This is a genomic window from Nocardiopsis synnemataformans (genome assembly GCF_965343085.1).
Lineage (GTDB): Bacteria > Actinomycetota > Actinomycetes > Streptosporangiales > Streptosporangiaceae > Nocardiopsis > Nocardiopsis alborubida.
Map to the genome: position 1 here is coordinate 24,140 of NZ_CBDRFA010000018.1, position 13,623 is coordinate 37,762.

Annotated in this window: 12 protein-coding genes and 1 riboswitch; of the genes, 8 read left to right on the plus strand and 4 right to left on the minus strand. The window is 71.7% G+C overall.

What is annotated here, in order from left to right; all coding sequences use genetic code 11:
• Positions 1-13: 13 nt before the first annotated feature.
• Complete coding sequence (gene cbiT, locus ACSIH6_RS12705; RefSeq protein WP_435108468.1) at positions 14-1,312, minus strand: precorrin-6Y C5,15-methyltransferase (decarboxylating) subunit CbiT; 1,299 nt, start codon at positions 1,310-1,312, stop codon at positions 14-16.
• Between the two features lie 50 nt (positions 1,313-1,362).
• Positions 1,363-1,504: riboswitch (cobalamin riboswitch) on the plus strand.
• Between the two features lie 34 nt (positions 1,505-1,538).
• Here cbiT and ACSIH6_RS12710 point away from each other — a divergent pair.
• The 3 genes from ACSIH6_RS12710 to ACSIH6_RS12720 all read left to right on the plus strand — a co-directional run bounded on the left by ACSIH6_RS12710 (position 1,539) and on the right by ACSIH6_RS12720 (position 5,778).
• Complete coding sequence (locus ACSIH6_RS12710) at positions 1,539-3,638, plus strand: VWA domain-containing protein (RefSeq protein ID WP_435108542.1); 2,100 nt, start codon at positions 1,539-1,541, stop codon at positions 3,636-3,638.
• On the plus strand, positions 3,638-4,252 hold the full coding sequence (gene cobO / locus ACSIH6_RS12715) for a cob(I)yrinic acid a,c-diamide adenosyltransferase (protein WP_061078750.1): 615 nt from the start codon (positions 3,638-3,640) through the stop codon (positions 4,250-4,252). The genes ACSIH6_RS12710 and cobO overlap by 1 nt, the downstream gene beginning before the upstream one ends.
• A 206-nt stretch (positions 4,253-4,458) precedes the next feature.
• On the plus strand, positions 4,459-5,778 hold the full coding sequence (locus ACSIH6_RS12720; RefSeq protein ID WP_435108469.1) for a cobyrinic acid a,c-diamide synthase CobB: 1,320 nt from the start codon (positions 4,459-4,461) through the stop codon (positions 5,776-5,778).
• 52 nt (positions 5,779-5,830) lie between these two features.
• Here ACSIH6_RS12720 and ACSIH6_RS12725 read toward each other — a convergent pair whose 3' ends face one another.
• Together ACSIH6_RS12725 and ACSIH6_RS12730 are read right to left on the minus strand one after the other, a co-directional pair.
• Positions 5,831-7,039 (minus strand): MFS transporter, encoded by a 1,209-nt coding sequence (locus ACSIH6_RS12725; protein WP_435108470.1) that lies wholly within the window; start codon positions 7,037-7,039, stop codon positions 5,831-5,833.
• 494 nt (positions 7,040-7,533) lie between these two features.
• Positions 7,534-8,709 (minus strand): winged helix DNA-binding domain-containing protein, encoded by a 1,176-nt coding sequence (locus tag ACSIH6_RS12730; RefSeq protein WP_435108471.1) that lies wholly within the window; start codon positions 8,707-8,709, stop codon positions 7,534-7,536.
• Positions 8,710-8,856: 147 nt separating this feature from the next.
• Between ACSIH6_RS12730 and ACSIH6_RS12735 the strand changes: the two genes are divergently transcribed.
• Complete coding sequence (locus ACSIH6_RS12735) at positions 8,857-9,531, plus strand: TetR/AcrR family transcriptional regulator (protein WP_435108472.1); 675 nt, start codon at positions 8,857-8,859, stop codon at positions 9,529-9,531.
• Positions 9,532-9,589: 58 nt separating this feature from the next.
• Here ACSIH6_RS12735 and ACSIH6_RS12740 read toward each other — a convergent pair whose 3' ends face one another.
• Positions 9,590-9,943 (minus strand): hypothetical protein, encoded by a 354-nt coding sequence (locus ACSIH6_RS12740; protein WP_435108473.1) that lies wholly within the window; start codon positions 9,941-9,943, stop codon positions 9,590-9,592.
• A gap of 209 nt (positions 9,944-10,152) precedes the next feature.
• Here ACSIH6_RS12740 and ACSIH6_RS12745 point away from each other — a divergent pair, with 209 nt between their 5' ends.
• The 4 genes from ACSIH6_RS12745 to ACSIH6_RS12760 all read left to right on the plus strand — a co-directional run bounded on the left by ACSIH6_RS12745 (position 10,153) and on the right by ACSIH6_RS12760 (position 13,608).
• Complete coding sequence (locus tag ACSIH6_RS12745) at positions 10,153-11,007, plus strand: helix-turn-helix domain-containing protein (protein ID WP_435108474.1); 855 nt, start codon at positions 10,153-10,155, stop codon at positions 11,005-11,007.
• The gene (locus ACSIH6_RS12750; RefSeq protein ID WP_435108475.1) at positions 11,004-11,195 is read left to right on the plus strand and encodes a DUF397 domain-containing protein; all 192 of its coding nucleotides are present in this window, start codon (positions 11,004-11,006) and stop codon (positions 11,193-11,195) included. The genes ACSIH6_RS12745 and ACSIH6_RS12750 overlap by 4 nt, the downstream gene beginning before the upstream one ends.
• 354 nt (positions 11,196-11,549) lie before the next feature.
• Complete coding sequence (gene iscB / locus ACSIH6_RS12755; protein WP_435108476.1) at positions 11,550-12,986, plus strand: RNA-guided endonuclease IscB; 1,437 nt, start codon at positions 11,550-11,552, stop codon at positions 12,984-12,986.
• Between the two features lie 28 nt (positions 12,987-13,014).
• Complete coding sequence (locus ACSIH6_RS12760; protein WP_435108477.1) at positions 13,015-13,608, plus strand: Uma2 family endonuclease; 594 nt, start codon at positions 13,015-13,017, stop codon at positions 13,606-13,608.
• Positions 13,609-13,623: the final 15 nt, after the last annotated feature.

Genomic DNA, 13,623 nt, shown 5'->3' on the forward strand with positions numbered 1-13,623 from the left:
TCGAGGCCCGGAGTCACTCTGGTCGTTGCCGGGCAGACATGACCAGGCACCACTGGGTGACCGTGCGGGCGGGCGTCCAGCCGGTGAACGCGCCGATGGGCCCGGTGGTCTCGACGGCGACACGGGTCAGCTCGCCACCGTGGCGCCGGTGGGCGTCGGCGAGCAGGCGCTCGGTCTCCAGCGTCACCCCGTGCACCACGATTCTCCCTCCCGACCGCAGTGCCCCCAGGCAGGCGTCGAGGACGCCCGGCCGGGTCGCGCCGCCGCCGACGAACACCGCGTCGGGCGCGGGCAGCCCGGCCAGCGCGTCCGGCGCGCGCCCGGTGACCACGTCCAGTCCGGGAACGCCGAGGCGGCCCGCGTTGCGGCCGATCCGCGCGGCCCGTTCGGCGTGGGCCTCCACCGCCGTGGCGGTGCAGGAGGGGTGGGCGCGCATCCACTCGATGCCGACCGATCCCGCGCCCGCGCCCACGTCCCACAGGTGCTGGCCCGGCGAGGGCGCCAGTCGGGCCAGCGCCGAGGCGCGCAGGTCCCGCTTGGTGAGCTGCCCGTCGTGTTCGAAGGCGTCGTCGGGCAGGCCCGCGACCAGGCCGTACCCGGGCGGGCCGAGGAGTTCCAGGGCCAGCACGTGCAGCGCGGGCACCGCGCCGGGAGGGTCCGCGAGCCAGTGGTCGGCGGTGGTCTCCAGGCGCGACTCGGAGTCCGCGCCCAGGTCGCCGAGCACGGTCATCCGGCTGGCGCCGTAGCCCGCGCCGACCAGCAGGGCGGCGACCGCCGCGGGAGTGCCGCCGTCCGAGGAGAGCACCAGGACGCGGTGGCCGGGGGCGAGCTGGCGCAGCAGCAGGCGGGGGTCGCGGCCGACCAGGCCCACCACCGCGCAGCGTTCCGCGGGCCAGCCCATGCGGGCGCGGGCCAGGGCGACCGAGGAGACGGCGGGCTCCACCCGTACGGCGTCCGCGCCCAGCAGGTCGATCAGGGTGGTGGCGACGCCGGACACCAGGGGGTCTCCGGAGGCCAGCGCCACGGTGGACGCGCCGTCAGGTGCGGCACTGTCGGGGGAGGCGCTGCCGGGGGAGGCGCAGCCGAGGGAGGCCAGCAGTGGCGGCAGGTTCTCGCGCAGGGGTGAGGGCCAGGCCCGGCGGCGCTGTCCGGGCCGGTCGGGGAGCATCGCCAGGTGCCTGCGGCCGCCCAGCACCGTGTCGGCGGACAGGACGAGCGTGCGCAGCCGCTCGGGCAGGCCGGGCCAGCCGTCGGCGCCGACGCCGACGACGGTGATCCCGGGTTCGAGGGGAGGGGGAGCGTCATCCTTCATTCCCCGGACGCTATCGTGGCGGCAGGCATGAGGTGCCCCAACGGCCCAGCCATCGGAAACGGTGGGGACGGCCGACGGGGAGAATCTGGGAAGCCCGGTGAGACTCCGGCACAGGCCCGCTGCGGTGAACCGAGCCTTCCGTCCAGGAAAGACCCGGCAAGTCCGAAGACCGGCCTCGCGCCCGTCCCTTACCGATGGCGACATGAGCGGGAGCCTCTACATGCCATTGCGGTCACCGCACTACCCCTTTTCCGCGATCGTCGGCTGCGACGCCGAGGAACTCGACGACCTGGGCCTGTCCCTCGTCCTCACCAGCGTCTCCCCGGAGATCGGCGGCGTCCTGGTGCGCGGCGAGAAGGGCACCGCCAAGTCCACCGCCGTCCGGGCCCTGGCCTCCCTCCTGCCGCCCGTCGACGTCTACCAGGGCGACCGGTTCTCCGTGGACCCCGCCGACCCGGCGCAGCACTCCCCCGACGGGCCCTTCGGGTCCGGCGCGGCCGTGGAGAGCCGCCCGGTGCGCCTGGTCGAACTGCCCGTCGGCGCCACCGAGGACCGCGTCCTGGGCTCCCTGCACCTGGAGCAGGCGCTCACCCACGGCAAGGTCGCCTACGAACCCGGCCTGCTGGCCCGGGCCCACCGCGGCATCCTCTACGTCGACGAGGTCAACCTGCTCCACGACCACCTGGTCGACCTGCTCCTGGACGCCGCCGCGACCGGTCAGGTGACCGTGGAGCGCGACGGGTTCTCCGTGGAGCACGCGGCCCGGTTCCTGCTCATCGGCACCATGAACCCCGAGGAGGGCGAGCTGCGCCCGCAGCTCCTGGACCGCTTCGGGCTCACCGTCGAGGTCGCCGCGCCGTCCGACCCCGCGGCCCGCGCCGAGGTGGTGCGCAGGCGCATGTCCCACGACGCCGACCCCGCCGCCTTCGCCGACCGCTACCACGAGGCCGAGAAGGCCCTGGCCGAGCGCATCGCGGCGGCCCGGGAGGCGCTCGGGCGGGTACGGCTGTCCAACGCGGCGCTGCTGAAGATCGCGGAGGTGTGCGCGGCCTACGACGTGGACGGCCTGCGCGCCGACATCGTCACCGCGCGCACGGCGATGGCACACGCGGCCTGGGCGGGCCGGACCTCGGTCACCCGGGCCGACATCCGCCGCGCCGCCACGCTCGCCCTGCCGCACCGGCGTCGACGCAACCCCTTCGACGCGCCGGGGCTCGACGAGGAACTCCTGGACCGGATCCTGGGCGACGAGGAACCGCCGCCCGACCCCCCGCAGCCGCCGGGCCCGGAAGGCAACGACGACCCCGACTGCTCCGACGCCCCGCCGGAACCACAAGACCCGCAGGGCCCCGCCAGCGACAGCGATCCCTCCGACAACGCCAGTCCCCCGGGCGACGCCGGGGACGCCGAGACCTCCGGAGAACAGCCCGACCAGGAGTGCTCCCCCGCCTCCGCCGAGCACGCGCCCGACGGTTCCGAGGGCGACTCCCCCGGGTCCCGTCCCTCCGGCGCCTCCCCGGCCACGGCCAGCGCCGCCGCCCCCTACCGGACCCGGCTGCTCACGGTGCGGGGCTCCGGCGAGGGCGCCGACGGCAGGCGCAGCCGGGCCCTCGGCACGCGGGGCCGACGGATCGGCGCCGCCGCGCCCGGCGGGGGTACGGGCAGTGCGGTCCACCTGGTCGAGACCGTGCGGGCCGCGGCGCTGCGGCCCCGGGGCGGCGGCCGACTGCGGTTGCACCCCCGCGACCTGCGCGTCGCGGTCCGCGAGGGCCAGGAGACCAACCTGGTCCTGTTCTGCGTGGACGCGTCCGGCTCCATGGCGGCGCGCAGGCGCATGACCGAGGTCAAGACCGCGATCCTGTCCCTGCTCCTGGACGCCTACCGGCGTCGCGACAAGGTCGGCCTGGTCACCTTCCGGGGACGCGAGGCCGAACTCACGCTGCCGCCGACCCGTTCGGTGGACGTGGCCGCGGCCCGCCTCGACGACCTGCCCGCCGGAGGGCGTACCCCGCTCGCCGAGGGCCTGGAGGAGGCGTCCCGCGTCCTGCGGCGCGAGCGGCTGCGGGATCCGCGGCTGCGCCCGCTCCTGGTCGTGGTCACCGACGGCCGGGCCACCGGTGGCAAGGGCGCCGTCGGCCGCGCGATGGCCGCCGCCGACCACGTCGCCGGACTGGGCGTCACCACCGTCGTGGTGGACGGCGAGTCCGGGCCGCTGCGCCTGGGCCTGGCCGCCTCCCTGGCCGCCCGCCTGGGCGCCGACCACATGCCCGTCAACGAGGTCAGCGCGGACGCGCTGGGCACCGCCGTACGAGAGAGGGCCGCCTGATGCCCAAGGGACAGCCGCTCGTCGTCCCCGACGACGGGCTCACCACGCGCCAGCGCCGCAACCAGCCCCTGTTCGCCGTGCACACCGGTGACGGCAAGGGCAAGTCGACCGCCGCGTTCGGCCTCGCGCTGCGCGGCTGGAACCAGGGCTGGCGGATCGGGGTGTTCCAGTTCGTCAAGTCGGCGAAGTGGCGCATCGGCGAGCAGACCGTGCTGGAACGCCTGGGCGAACTGCACGAGCAGACCGGTGAGGGAGGCCCGGTCGAGTGGCACAAGATGGGTTCGGGCTGGTCGTGGAGCCGTCGCAAGGGCGACGCCGAGGACCACGCGGCGGACGCCGCCGAGGGTTGGGCGGAGATTCGGCGGCGGCTGGCCGACCAGACGCACGACCTGCTCATCCTCGACGAGTTCACCTACCCGCTGAACTGGGGCTGGGTCGACGTCGAGGACGTCCTGGCCGCCCTGCGGGACCGCCCCGGCCGCCAGCACGTGGTGATCACCGGCCGCCGCGCCGACCCCCGGCTGCTGGAGGCCGCCGACCTGGTCACCGAGATGACGAAGGTCAAGCACCCCATGGACGCCGGACGCAAGGGCCAGCGGGGCATCGAGTGGTGACGTCCCCGGGTGCCTCGGAAGGTTCGCGAAGCCGGACGGCGGGGCCTGCGGGGGCCAGCGGGGAGTGCGCGAGAGCCGGAGAGACGGGGCCCCCGGCACCCGCCGGGAGGTGCGGGGGAGGCTGGAGAACGGGGTCCCCGGAGCCCGCCGGACCGACGCCGCCCCGACCGACGGCACTGCCCCAACCGACGGCACTGCCCCGGCTGATGATCGCCGCCCCCATGACCGGGCAGGGCAAGACCACGGTCGCGACCGGGCTGATGGCGGCGCTGCGCGACGCCGGGCACGCGGTGAGCGGCCACAAGGTGGGCCCCGACTACATCGATCCCGGCTACCACGCCCTGGCCACCGGGCGCCCCGGCCGCAACCTCGACCCCCACCTGGTCGGCGAGGACCGGGTGGCGCCGCTGCTGCTGCACGGGGCGCGCGGCGCGGACGTCGCCGTCATCGAGGGGGTGATGGGCCTGCACGACGGGCGGCTGGGCACCGACGGGTTCGCCTCGTCCGCGCACGTCGCGGCCCTGACGCGGACACCGGTGGTGCTGGTGGTGGACGTGTCTCGAATGTCGCGTTCGGTGGGCGCGCTGGTGGCGGGGATGGCCGCCTACGACCCGGCCGTCGAGGTGGTCGGGGTGATCCTCAACCAGGCGGGTTCGGCGCGCAACGTCGCCGAGATCACCCGGGCCACGCGCCTGCCCGTCCTGGGCGTGGTCCACCGCGACGAGCGGCTCGCCAGCCCGTCCCGGCACCTGGGGCTGGTCCCGGCGTCGGAGCGGGCGGAGTCGGCGCGCGTGGTCGAACGGCTCGGGGAACACGTCGCGCGCCAGGTGGACCTGGACGCGCTGCTCGCGGTGGCCCGCTCCGCGCCCGCCCTGGACGCCCGCCCGTGGGATCCGGCGCGGACAGAGGGACTCCCCGCGTCGCGGCGGCCGGTGGTCGCCGCGGCGGACGGCAGGGCCTTCACCTTCCGCTACGCCGAGACCGAGGAACTGCTCACCGCCGCCGGGTGCGAGGTCGTCGCCTTCGATCCGCTGAGCGACCCCGCGCTGCCCCCGGGCACCCGGGGCGTCTACCTCGGCGGCGGCTTCCCCGAGGTCTACGCCGGTCAGCTCGCCGCCAACCGCGGCCTGCTGACCCAGCTGCGCGAGGCGGTGCGGGACGGGGTGCCGACCGTCGCCGAGTGCGCGGGCCTGCTCTACCTCGCCGAGTCGCTCGACGGCGAACCCATGGCCGGGGCCGTCCCCGCGCACGCCCGGATGACGGGGCGGCTCACCCTGCGCTACCCCGAGGCGGTCTCACCCGGGGACACCCTGCTGACCCGGGCCGGGGAGCGGGTCACCGGACACGAGTTCCACCGCACCGGTCTGACCCCCGGCGCCTGCGGCGACCGACCGGCGTGGGAGATCGAGGGCGCGCCGGAGGGCTTCGCCTCGCCGACGCTGCACGCCTCCTACCTGCACGTCCACTGGGCCGGGCACCCCCGGCTCGCCGCCCGCTTCGCGGACGCCGCACGCGCCGCCGCCTGACCGGGCACCGTGGACAGCGGCATCGGGCCGAGCAACGCCTGCGACGGTCCTCTTACCGAGGCCTGTCAGGGGTGCCTTCCTTCCCGGTGGCGGTGGTCTGTCGGGTGGACCCCGCCGCGAGGAAGGCCAGCAGAAGCGCCGCACAGACCACCAGAATCGCCTGCTGGATACCGTAGAGCCCTCCGAGCAGCCCCAGCAACGGCGGACCCCCGAGGAAGGCCGCGTATCCCAACGAACTGATCACGGACACCCTCGCCGCGGCTCTCGCGGGATCGTCCGCCGCCGCCGCGATGCCGACCGGGAATCCCATCGCGGCCCCCAACCCCCACAGAAGCGCTCCCACGAGAGCCCACACGACCGCGTTGCCGAAAACCATGACGAGTACGCCGCAGAGGGCCAGCCCGACCGATACGCGAAGGACGCTGGCGCGGCCGAAACGGGCCACGAGGGCACCTCCGGTGAGACGCCCCGCCGTCATCGCCGCCACGAAGGCGGCGAACGCCAGGGCTCCCGTGTGCTCGGCAGCGCCATAACCGTCGACCAGGACGTACGCGATCCATTCGTTGGCCGTGCCTTCGGTGAAGGCGAATCCCAGGACGCATATTCCGATGAGAAGGGTTCGCCGCTCACGCCAGGAGGCCAACAGCACGCCCCCGGGCGCGCGCGTGACATCGCCTGTGTCAGGCGTATCCGCGCCTTGGGTGACCCGCCTGAGCAGAAGGGCCATCAGCACCAGCAGGCCCGCCATGCCCAGGTTCTGACTCGGCAGAGGCACCGACACGCTCGACAGGAACGCACCGAGAAGGGCCCCGAACACGGTTCCCAGACTGAGCGCGGCGTGAAGTCGCGGCAACAGGTCCTCGCTGCCGATGAGGTGTGCCGTACGTGAGCCGACGACGTTCATGCTGACTTCCCACAGCCCCATTCCCAACCCGACGAAAAAGAGTGCGGCCGCCGCGACAGGCCACGAGGCGATTCCCAGGCCGAGGGCGAGCAGTAACAGTCCTGCCGCCGCGAGGGAGACACCGGCGGTGATTCCCCGGCTCCCGCCGAGGCGTTGGACCAGGAGGCCTGCCGCGGGGAGCCCGGACACGGCCCCGGCGGACAGCCATAACAGGAGCAGGCCGAGTTCCGCCGTGGACAGACCCAGCTCCGCTCCCAGGGCTGGCACGCGACTCACAAGCGCCGCGTACATCACTCCGTTCGCCGCGAAAGCGCCATAGACAGCCGCCTTGCTGCTGCTTACAGTCGTGCCGGGCATCGCGGTCTCTCGTGTATGGGCACGATGGCGCCGATTAACGGGGTTCGCGCAATTCTTCGCCCGCCGACGCGCCCGGCCACCCCATGCACATCACCGGCGCGGCGGCGTATTCGCAAAGGAATCGCCCATCCAGTCAGCGAAATTCAATTTCCGCATGTACTTGTCGTACATTGACCTCCGGTCACGTTACACGCTCCGATGTGGCGCCGGAAGGGGGGTTTACAGGGCCGACTTCAACCGAACGCGCGTCGGGTGCGCACCAGACGGAACAGGCGCTGTCACCTCGGACGACGGCGGTTATCGGAATCGATCCGGAACTGCCTTCGCCGCCTTTCGGCCACACCGTGCGCGACTGCGAACCCATCGCCTGTCGTTGCCCGGTTCTGACGGGTGTGGTCGGGGGGGCTGGTGTCGGGCGAGCGGGCCTGGCGACTGCCCTCCCGGCAGCCGGGGGAGCCGGCACGCGGCCGAGCCACCGGTCCGCCGGGGCGCCCTCAGCCCCACGCGGTCCGGGCGGCCCTCATCGCGGGCGACACGTAGCCGGTGCCGATGCGGACACCGCCGAGCCACTCGGTCAACCGCGCCGCCTCCTCCCCCAGGGCCCGCCGCGTCGCGGTCGAGACGGATTCGAGCAGGTGCACCCGGACCGCGCCCGAGTCGTCCTGCACCCACGCCCCGACCACGCGGCCGTCCGCCCAGGCCGTCGTGCCCGCGTTGCCGCGGTTGTCGAAGAGCTGCTCGCGGTGCGGGCCCAGGTAGAAGTCCCGGCCGCGCCAGCCCATGACGGTCGGGTCGAGCACCGGCAGCAGCGCGACCCACGCGCCCGGGTCGGCCACCTCACCGAGGTCGTCGGGCAGGAGCCAACCGGTGGCGCCGCCGTCGAGGGAGACCCTGACGGCGCCGAGTTCGGCCAGCGCCGTGCGCACGACCGTCTTCGTCGACCCCAGCCACCAGACGATGTCGTCCTCGGTCCCCGGACCGAAACTGTGCAGCCAGAGGCGGACGAGTTCCCGGTAGCCCTCTGCGGTGCCCCACGGGGCGGGAACGCCGTCGAGCCAGTGCCCGGTCAGGGTCCACCGCGGCTGCGAGACCGCGAAGCGGCCGGTGTTGGCACCGCGCACGATGTCGGCGGCGGCGCCGAGGAGGGTGAGCACCCGCGGCGCCGACCACACCTCACCCGCCGACCCCGCGACCCTGACGTCGATCCTGGGCACCGCCCGGCGCACGTCGGCGGCCACCAGGCCCTCCGGCGCTTCGGCGAGCAGGGCCAGGACCTCGGTCCCGGCCTGGTCGAGCCAGGCGTCGCCGTCGTCGGTGATCCCCGCCCCGACCAGGTCCTTGCGCATGCGGGCGCGCTCCGTGGCGGCGACGCGCGCGGAGGCGCTCGGCCACACGGCGGGCAGCAGTTCGCGCGGGAACACGAAGAGTGTGCGCCGCATCGCCAGCTGCTTCACCAGGCTCCGGTCCCCGTAGAGCGCCCTGTCGAGGTCCGCCACGGTCAGCGAGGGCACGCGCGCCCGGCACGACAGGTAGACCGTGGCCGGTTCGGTGGCGTGCAGCGCGGTCATCGCCCGCGTGGCCGCCTCCGGGGAGTCCGCGTGGAAACCCGGGGCCAGGGCGTGCCGAACGCCGATGCGGGCGCGCCTCTCGTCGTCACTCACGTGGTGCATCGGCTCATCGTGCCACACCGTCCGGACATTTCGATACGCATAAGTTCCGGAACTATTCCGTTCCTGAACTGCTATGTTCCTGAACTACGCTGTTCCGGAACAGGTGTGCAACGTCCTGACCAGCGCTGAGACGAGGAGACGACCGCCATGACGCGAGACAGCGACACCCGTGAGCCCGCCGCGCCCGGCGACGGACCCGCACGGCCCGGCCGCAAACGCGACCGCTCCCGTGACGGCGACATCCTCGACGCGGCCCTGGAGGTCCTGGCCGACGTCGGGTTCGCCCGGCTGACGATGGACGCCGTCGCCGCCCGGGCCGGGGCGGGGAAGGCCACGCTCTACCGCCGCTGGGCCTCCAAGACGGAACTGGTCGTCGACGCGGTGGCGCGCATGAAACGCGACCAGGTCGACGTCGAGCGCCTGCCCGACACCGGCGACCTCCGGGAGGACCTGCTCGGCCTGTTCAGACCCCAGTCGGTCCAGGAGGGCGAGCGCAGGCTGCGGATCATGGCGGGGCTGGCCTCGATGCTCGTCCAGGACCAGGCGTCCGCCAACGCCGTCAGCGCCGCGATCGTCCAGCCCTGGGCCGAGGCCCACCGCGTTCTCATACGGCGCGCCGTCGAGCGCGGTGAGGCCTCGGCGACGGCCGACGTCGACACCCTCTCCCAGGTCGTCGCGTCGATGGCCGCCTACCGGGCGCTCGTCCAGCGCAGGCCCTTCGAACGGGACTTCCTCGTGGCGCTGGTCGACGGCGTCCTGATGCCCGCGCTGCGCGGTCCGCGGGCCGAGGTTCCCCCGACGGAGCCGGAACGCACGTCCTGACACCGTTCCAGAGCTGTCGTGGGGGTGCCCCGGTTTTTCGACCGGAGCACCCCCACGGTCAGTCCTGGCCCGGAGCGAGCAGACAGGCGACCAGTGCGGCGGTCTGGAGCGCGGATGTCCCGGGTTCGGTCTCGTCGTCGGCGCTCAGCGCCCACTCAGCACTGCGGTCCTCGCGCAGGTCGAGTTCGAGGGTGAAGCCGGTGTCCGGGTGGCTCACGTCGAGGTGTCCGTGATCGGTGTCGGAAGCGGTCACGTCCAACCCGCTGGCGCTGACGAGGGCGGCGACGGTGTCGACGTAACGGTCGAACTGGTCCTCGGAGAGCAGTTCGGGGGTCTCGGCGTCGATGGAGGTGTCGACGCCGTTCCACTCCTTCGGGACAATGGGTGCTGGGAGTGCGTGGACTTCGGTCATCAGGGTCCCCTCTCCTGTGTGGGCACTGTCCGGAGCGTCAACGAGGGCCTAATCTCACCTGACCGCTCCGGGCAGTGGTCTGTTCGGAGCAGGCCAGAGGCACCCTCACACCCCTGTCGCTCCGCGTGAGCTTTGCTCACTTGCTGCAATGGTGAGTGATGCCTAAGATGGTGTCAAGCAATCTCACAAATTTGGCACCAGGAGTCCGAATGGCGCGCAAGCGCAAGGCAACCCTGCGGTCCCAGTGGCTGGGCAAGCTCCTGAAGGAACTCCGCTTGGAAAACGAGATGACGCTCAAGGAGGTCGGCGAGCACATACGGCGTGACTTCAGCACGTTGAGCCGGATCGAAGCCGGGACTCAGCCCATTCCCCAGTCCGAACTGGTCTCGCTGATGGACTTGTACGGGGTGGAGGGGCAGCACCAGCGTGAAGCGCTGGTGCAGTTGGGCGCGGAGCAGACCAGGACCGGCTGGTGGGACAAGTATGCCCGCGACGCGACGGACTGGTTTATCGACTACGTGTGGCTGGAGAACCGCGCACGCCGCATCGAAGCCTTCGACAGCACCCCCATCAACGGCCTGCTCCAGACATCCGAGTACGCCGAGGCTCTCATGCGTGCGGTGAACCCCACAGACTCCGCTTCACGGATCGAACGGGGTGTTGAGCTGCGCATGACCCGTCAGCGCATCCTGGAGGGCGACGATCCCACCGAGTTGCATGTCGTCATGGACGAGGGGGTACTCAGACGGATCGTCGGGAGCAGGGATGTGATGCGGGCCCAGCTTCGTCACCTGTTGGAACGGGCCGAGGAGTCCCACATCGAGGTACGGGTTATCCCCTTCGACTATGGCGCCCTCGCGAGCCCCGATGGTCAGTTCGTCCTCATTAGAATGGATGACCCCTTCCCGGTCATCGGTTACTTGGAGTGCCCGGCGGGAGGGCTCTACCTGGAATCCTCAGAGGCGGACCAACTAGCGTCCCGATACGATCGGCTGCGCGCGGCGAGCCTGAGCCCAAAAAAGTCCGCCGATCTGATCGCGTCAATGGAGAAGGAGCTGCGATGAGGAACAACGAATCCGTCGTATCCAACTGGCGGATCAGCAGCTACAGCGCGAACGGCGGCAAGAGCTGTGTGGAGGTCGGCTGGACCCACGACGCCGCCGCCGTCCGCGACTCAACCCAGCGCGACCTCGGATACCTCATCTTCGAGTCCCAGGCGTGGACGTCCCTGACAAGCGCCCTCAAGCTATAGGTCTCAGGGCCACCCATCCCCCCAGGGCGGTCACCCAAGCATCTGCTCACCGCCCTCGCCTGGGACGACATGTGTCCTGCGCCAAGCGTTGGCTTAGGATGCGCGCTGGAGGAGCTCATCGTAACGGGTTCCCCTTCCTGAAGGAGGGGGTTTTCGGTCCATGTGGCTGATGGCCTGCCGTTACCAGCATTAGCCAACACATGAGGAGGTGACTCGTTGGCTACGTTTCACACAGGATCGAAGACCCACCAGGCCGTGCTTCCTCAGCGGCCTGCTCTGGAATCCGCGTCAGCAGACAACCCCGGGAACAGGGACGAAACGGGGCGCGAAGGCCACACTCACGTGGCACCCGGTGTGGAACATGTGCGAGGGGAGACCACCAGTGGTTCACCTACTACTGGTGGCGTCACCCTGGACCGCCCGGTCCGGGAGCAGGCCCGTGAGGGCCACCCACCCAACACCACGCCCCGTCAGGGGCACGGGTGCGTGTTCGTCCTGGACGCCCACGGCACACCACTGCAACCCACCCACCCCGCAAGAGCCCGCCAACTCCTCGCGCGTGGCCGGGCGGTCGTGGCCCGGCACACCCCCTTCGTCATCCGCCTCACGGACCGCACCGCCACCGAGTCCCACATCGACGAAGTCGAAATCGGTATCGACCCTGGGTCCAAGCACACCGGTATCGCCGTGTTCACCGCTCAGGCCGGTGAGCGCCGAGGCCGCTACGCTCTCCAGCTCGACCATCGGGGTGGCCAGATCACCAGGAAGCTGCGCCAACGCGCCGTCTACCGACGCGGTAGGCGTTCGCGTAATCTGCGCTACCGGGCTCCCCGGTTCAGCAACCGCACTCGCCCACGCGGGTGGTTGCCCCCCTCGCTCCAACACCGGGTGGACACCACCCTGACCTGGGCGAACCGCCTGGCCCGGTGGGCGCCAGTACGAGCGGTGCACGTGGAGCGAGTCGCCTTCGACACCCACACCCTCAGCGTCGGGCGGCCTTTGGAGGGAGTGGAATACCAGCACGGCACCCTGCACGGCTACGAGGTGCGTGAGTACCTACTCATCAAGTCGGGGCGCACCTGTTCCTACTGCGGTGCCACCGACACCCCGCTCAACATCGACCACATCCACCCCCGTTCCCGGGGCGGCTCGGACCGGGTGTCCAACCTGACTCTGGCCTGCATCGGGTGCAACCAGGCCAAAGGCAACCGGCCGGTGGAGGAGTTCGTGACCAATCCCCGGACGCTCGCCAGGATCACGACCCAAGCCAAGACCCCGCTGCACGACGCCGCCACGGTCAACGCCACCCGCTGGGCGCTGTGGAAAGCCCTGGACGAGCACCTGCCCACCCACATCGGCTCGGGCGGTCGTACCAAGTGGAACCGCACCCGCAACCACCTGTCCAAGTCCCACACCTTGGACGCGTTGGCCGTCGGCAAGGTCGACACCATCACCACGACTGTCTCCACGGTCCTGGTCGTCGGAGCTACGGGACGCGGTACCTACGCCCGCACCCGCGCTGACAGACACGGGTTTGCCCGGTTGCGTCTGCCCCGGCGTAAGGCGTTCTTCGGGTTTCAGACCGGGGACCTGGCCCGGGCGACCGTGCCTTCTGGCAAGCACGCCGGAAGCCACACAGGCCGGGTCGCAGTACGGAGCAGTGGCAGCCATACTCTGCAAACCCCACACGGTCCCGTCAAGACCTCATGGAAGAACCTGCGCCTGCTCCAGCGGGCGGACGGTTACGGCTACACCACACAGAAGGAGGCTGGGGCTTCCTTTCCCGCCTAAAGACGGGAGTATCCGCCGCACACACCAGATGACCGTCGCGGACCATCATCCACCGCCCACTCATCCGCCCATCACTATCCAACAGTTTGAGCCCATCGCCCTGGCTGCCGAGCGCGAAAACGTCAAACTGGAGTACATCAGCGGGAAGATCTGGGCCGAAGGCGTGACCGACGGCAACCACAACAGCCTCCTGGCGTGGCTGTTCCGCCAGTTCGTGGCACACCGGTCCGACCTGGGCCTCACCCAGGGCCAGGGCCTGAAGGTCGACACCTACCGCAACGGACGCGCCCGCCCCGACGGCATTCTGGCGCCGGTCGGCTACTTCGACGGCCAGGGCGAATGGGCCGAGCCCGACGGGGTTCTCGCCGTCGTCGAGGTGACCTCCTGGGACGCCGACACCCACGCCCGCGACCGGGTCGAGAAGCCCGCTGCCTACGCCGCCACCGAAATCCCCGCATACCTGCTGGTCGACCGCGACGTGAACGCCGTGGTGGTGCACTCCCGTCCCGAACACGGTGAGTACCAGGACCGGTCAAGGCACGTCTACGGCGACAGGGTCGAGATCCCCGGCACCGGGATCATCCTGGACACCGACGAGCTGAAGATCCGGTTCGCCCACTGACGCGGCCCCCGTGCG

Excerpts from the sequence above, each read along its gene's own strand:
- cbiT (WP_435108468.1), bottom strand. The coding sequence starts at position 1,312 with ATGAAGGATGACGCTCCCCCTCCCCTCGAACCCGGGATCACCGTCGTC.
- cobO (WP_061078750.1), top strand. The coding sequence starts at position 3,638 with ATGCCCAAGGGACAGCCGCTCGTCGTCCCCGACGACGGGCTCACCACG.
- ACSIH6_RS12720 (WP_435108469.1), top strand. The coding sequence starts at position 4,459 with ATGATCGCCGCCCCCATGACCGGGCAGGGCAAGACCACGGTCGCGACC.
- ACSIH6_RS12725 (WP_435108470.1), bottom strand. The coding sequence starts at position 7,039 with ATGCCCGGCACGACTGTAAGCAGCAGCAAGGCGGCTGTCTATGGCGCT.
- ACSIH6_RS12730 (WP_435108471.1), bottom strand. The coding sequence starts at position 8,709 with ATGCACCACGTGAGTGACGACGAGAGGCGCGCCCGCATCGGCGTTCGG.
- ACSIH6_RS12735 (WP_435108472.1), top strand. The coding sequence starts at position 8,857 with ATGACGCGAGACAGCGACACCCGTGAGCCCGCCGCGCCCGGCGACGGA.
- ACSIH6_RS12740 (WP_435108473.1), bottom strand. The coding sequence starts at position 9,943 with ATGACCGAAGTCCACGCACTCCCAGCACCCATTGTCCCGAAGGAGTGG.
- ACSIH6_RS12745 (WP_435108474.1), top strand. The coding sequence starts at position 10,153 with ATGGCGCGCAAGCGCAAGGCAACCCTGCGGTCCCAGTGGCTGGGCAAG.
- ACSIH6_RS12750 (WP_435108475.1), top strand. The coding sequence starts at position 11,004 with ATGAGGAACAACGAATCCGTCGTATCCAACTGGCGGATCAGCAGCTAC.
- ACSIH6_RS12760 (WP_435108477.1), top strand. The coding sequence starts at position 13,015 with ATGACCGTCGCGGACCATCATCCACCGCCCACTCATCCGCCCATCACT.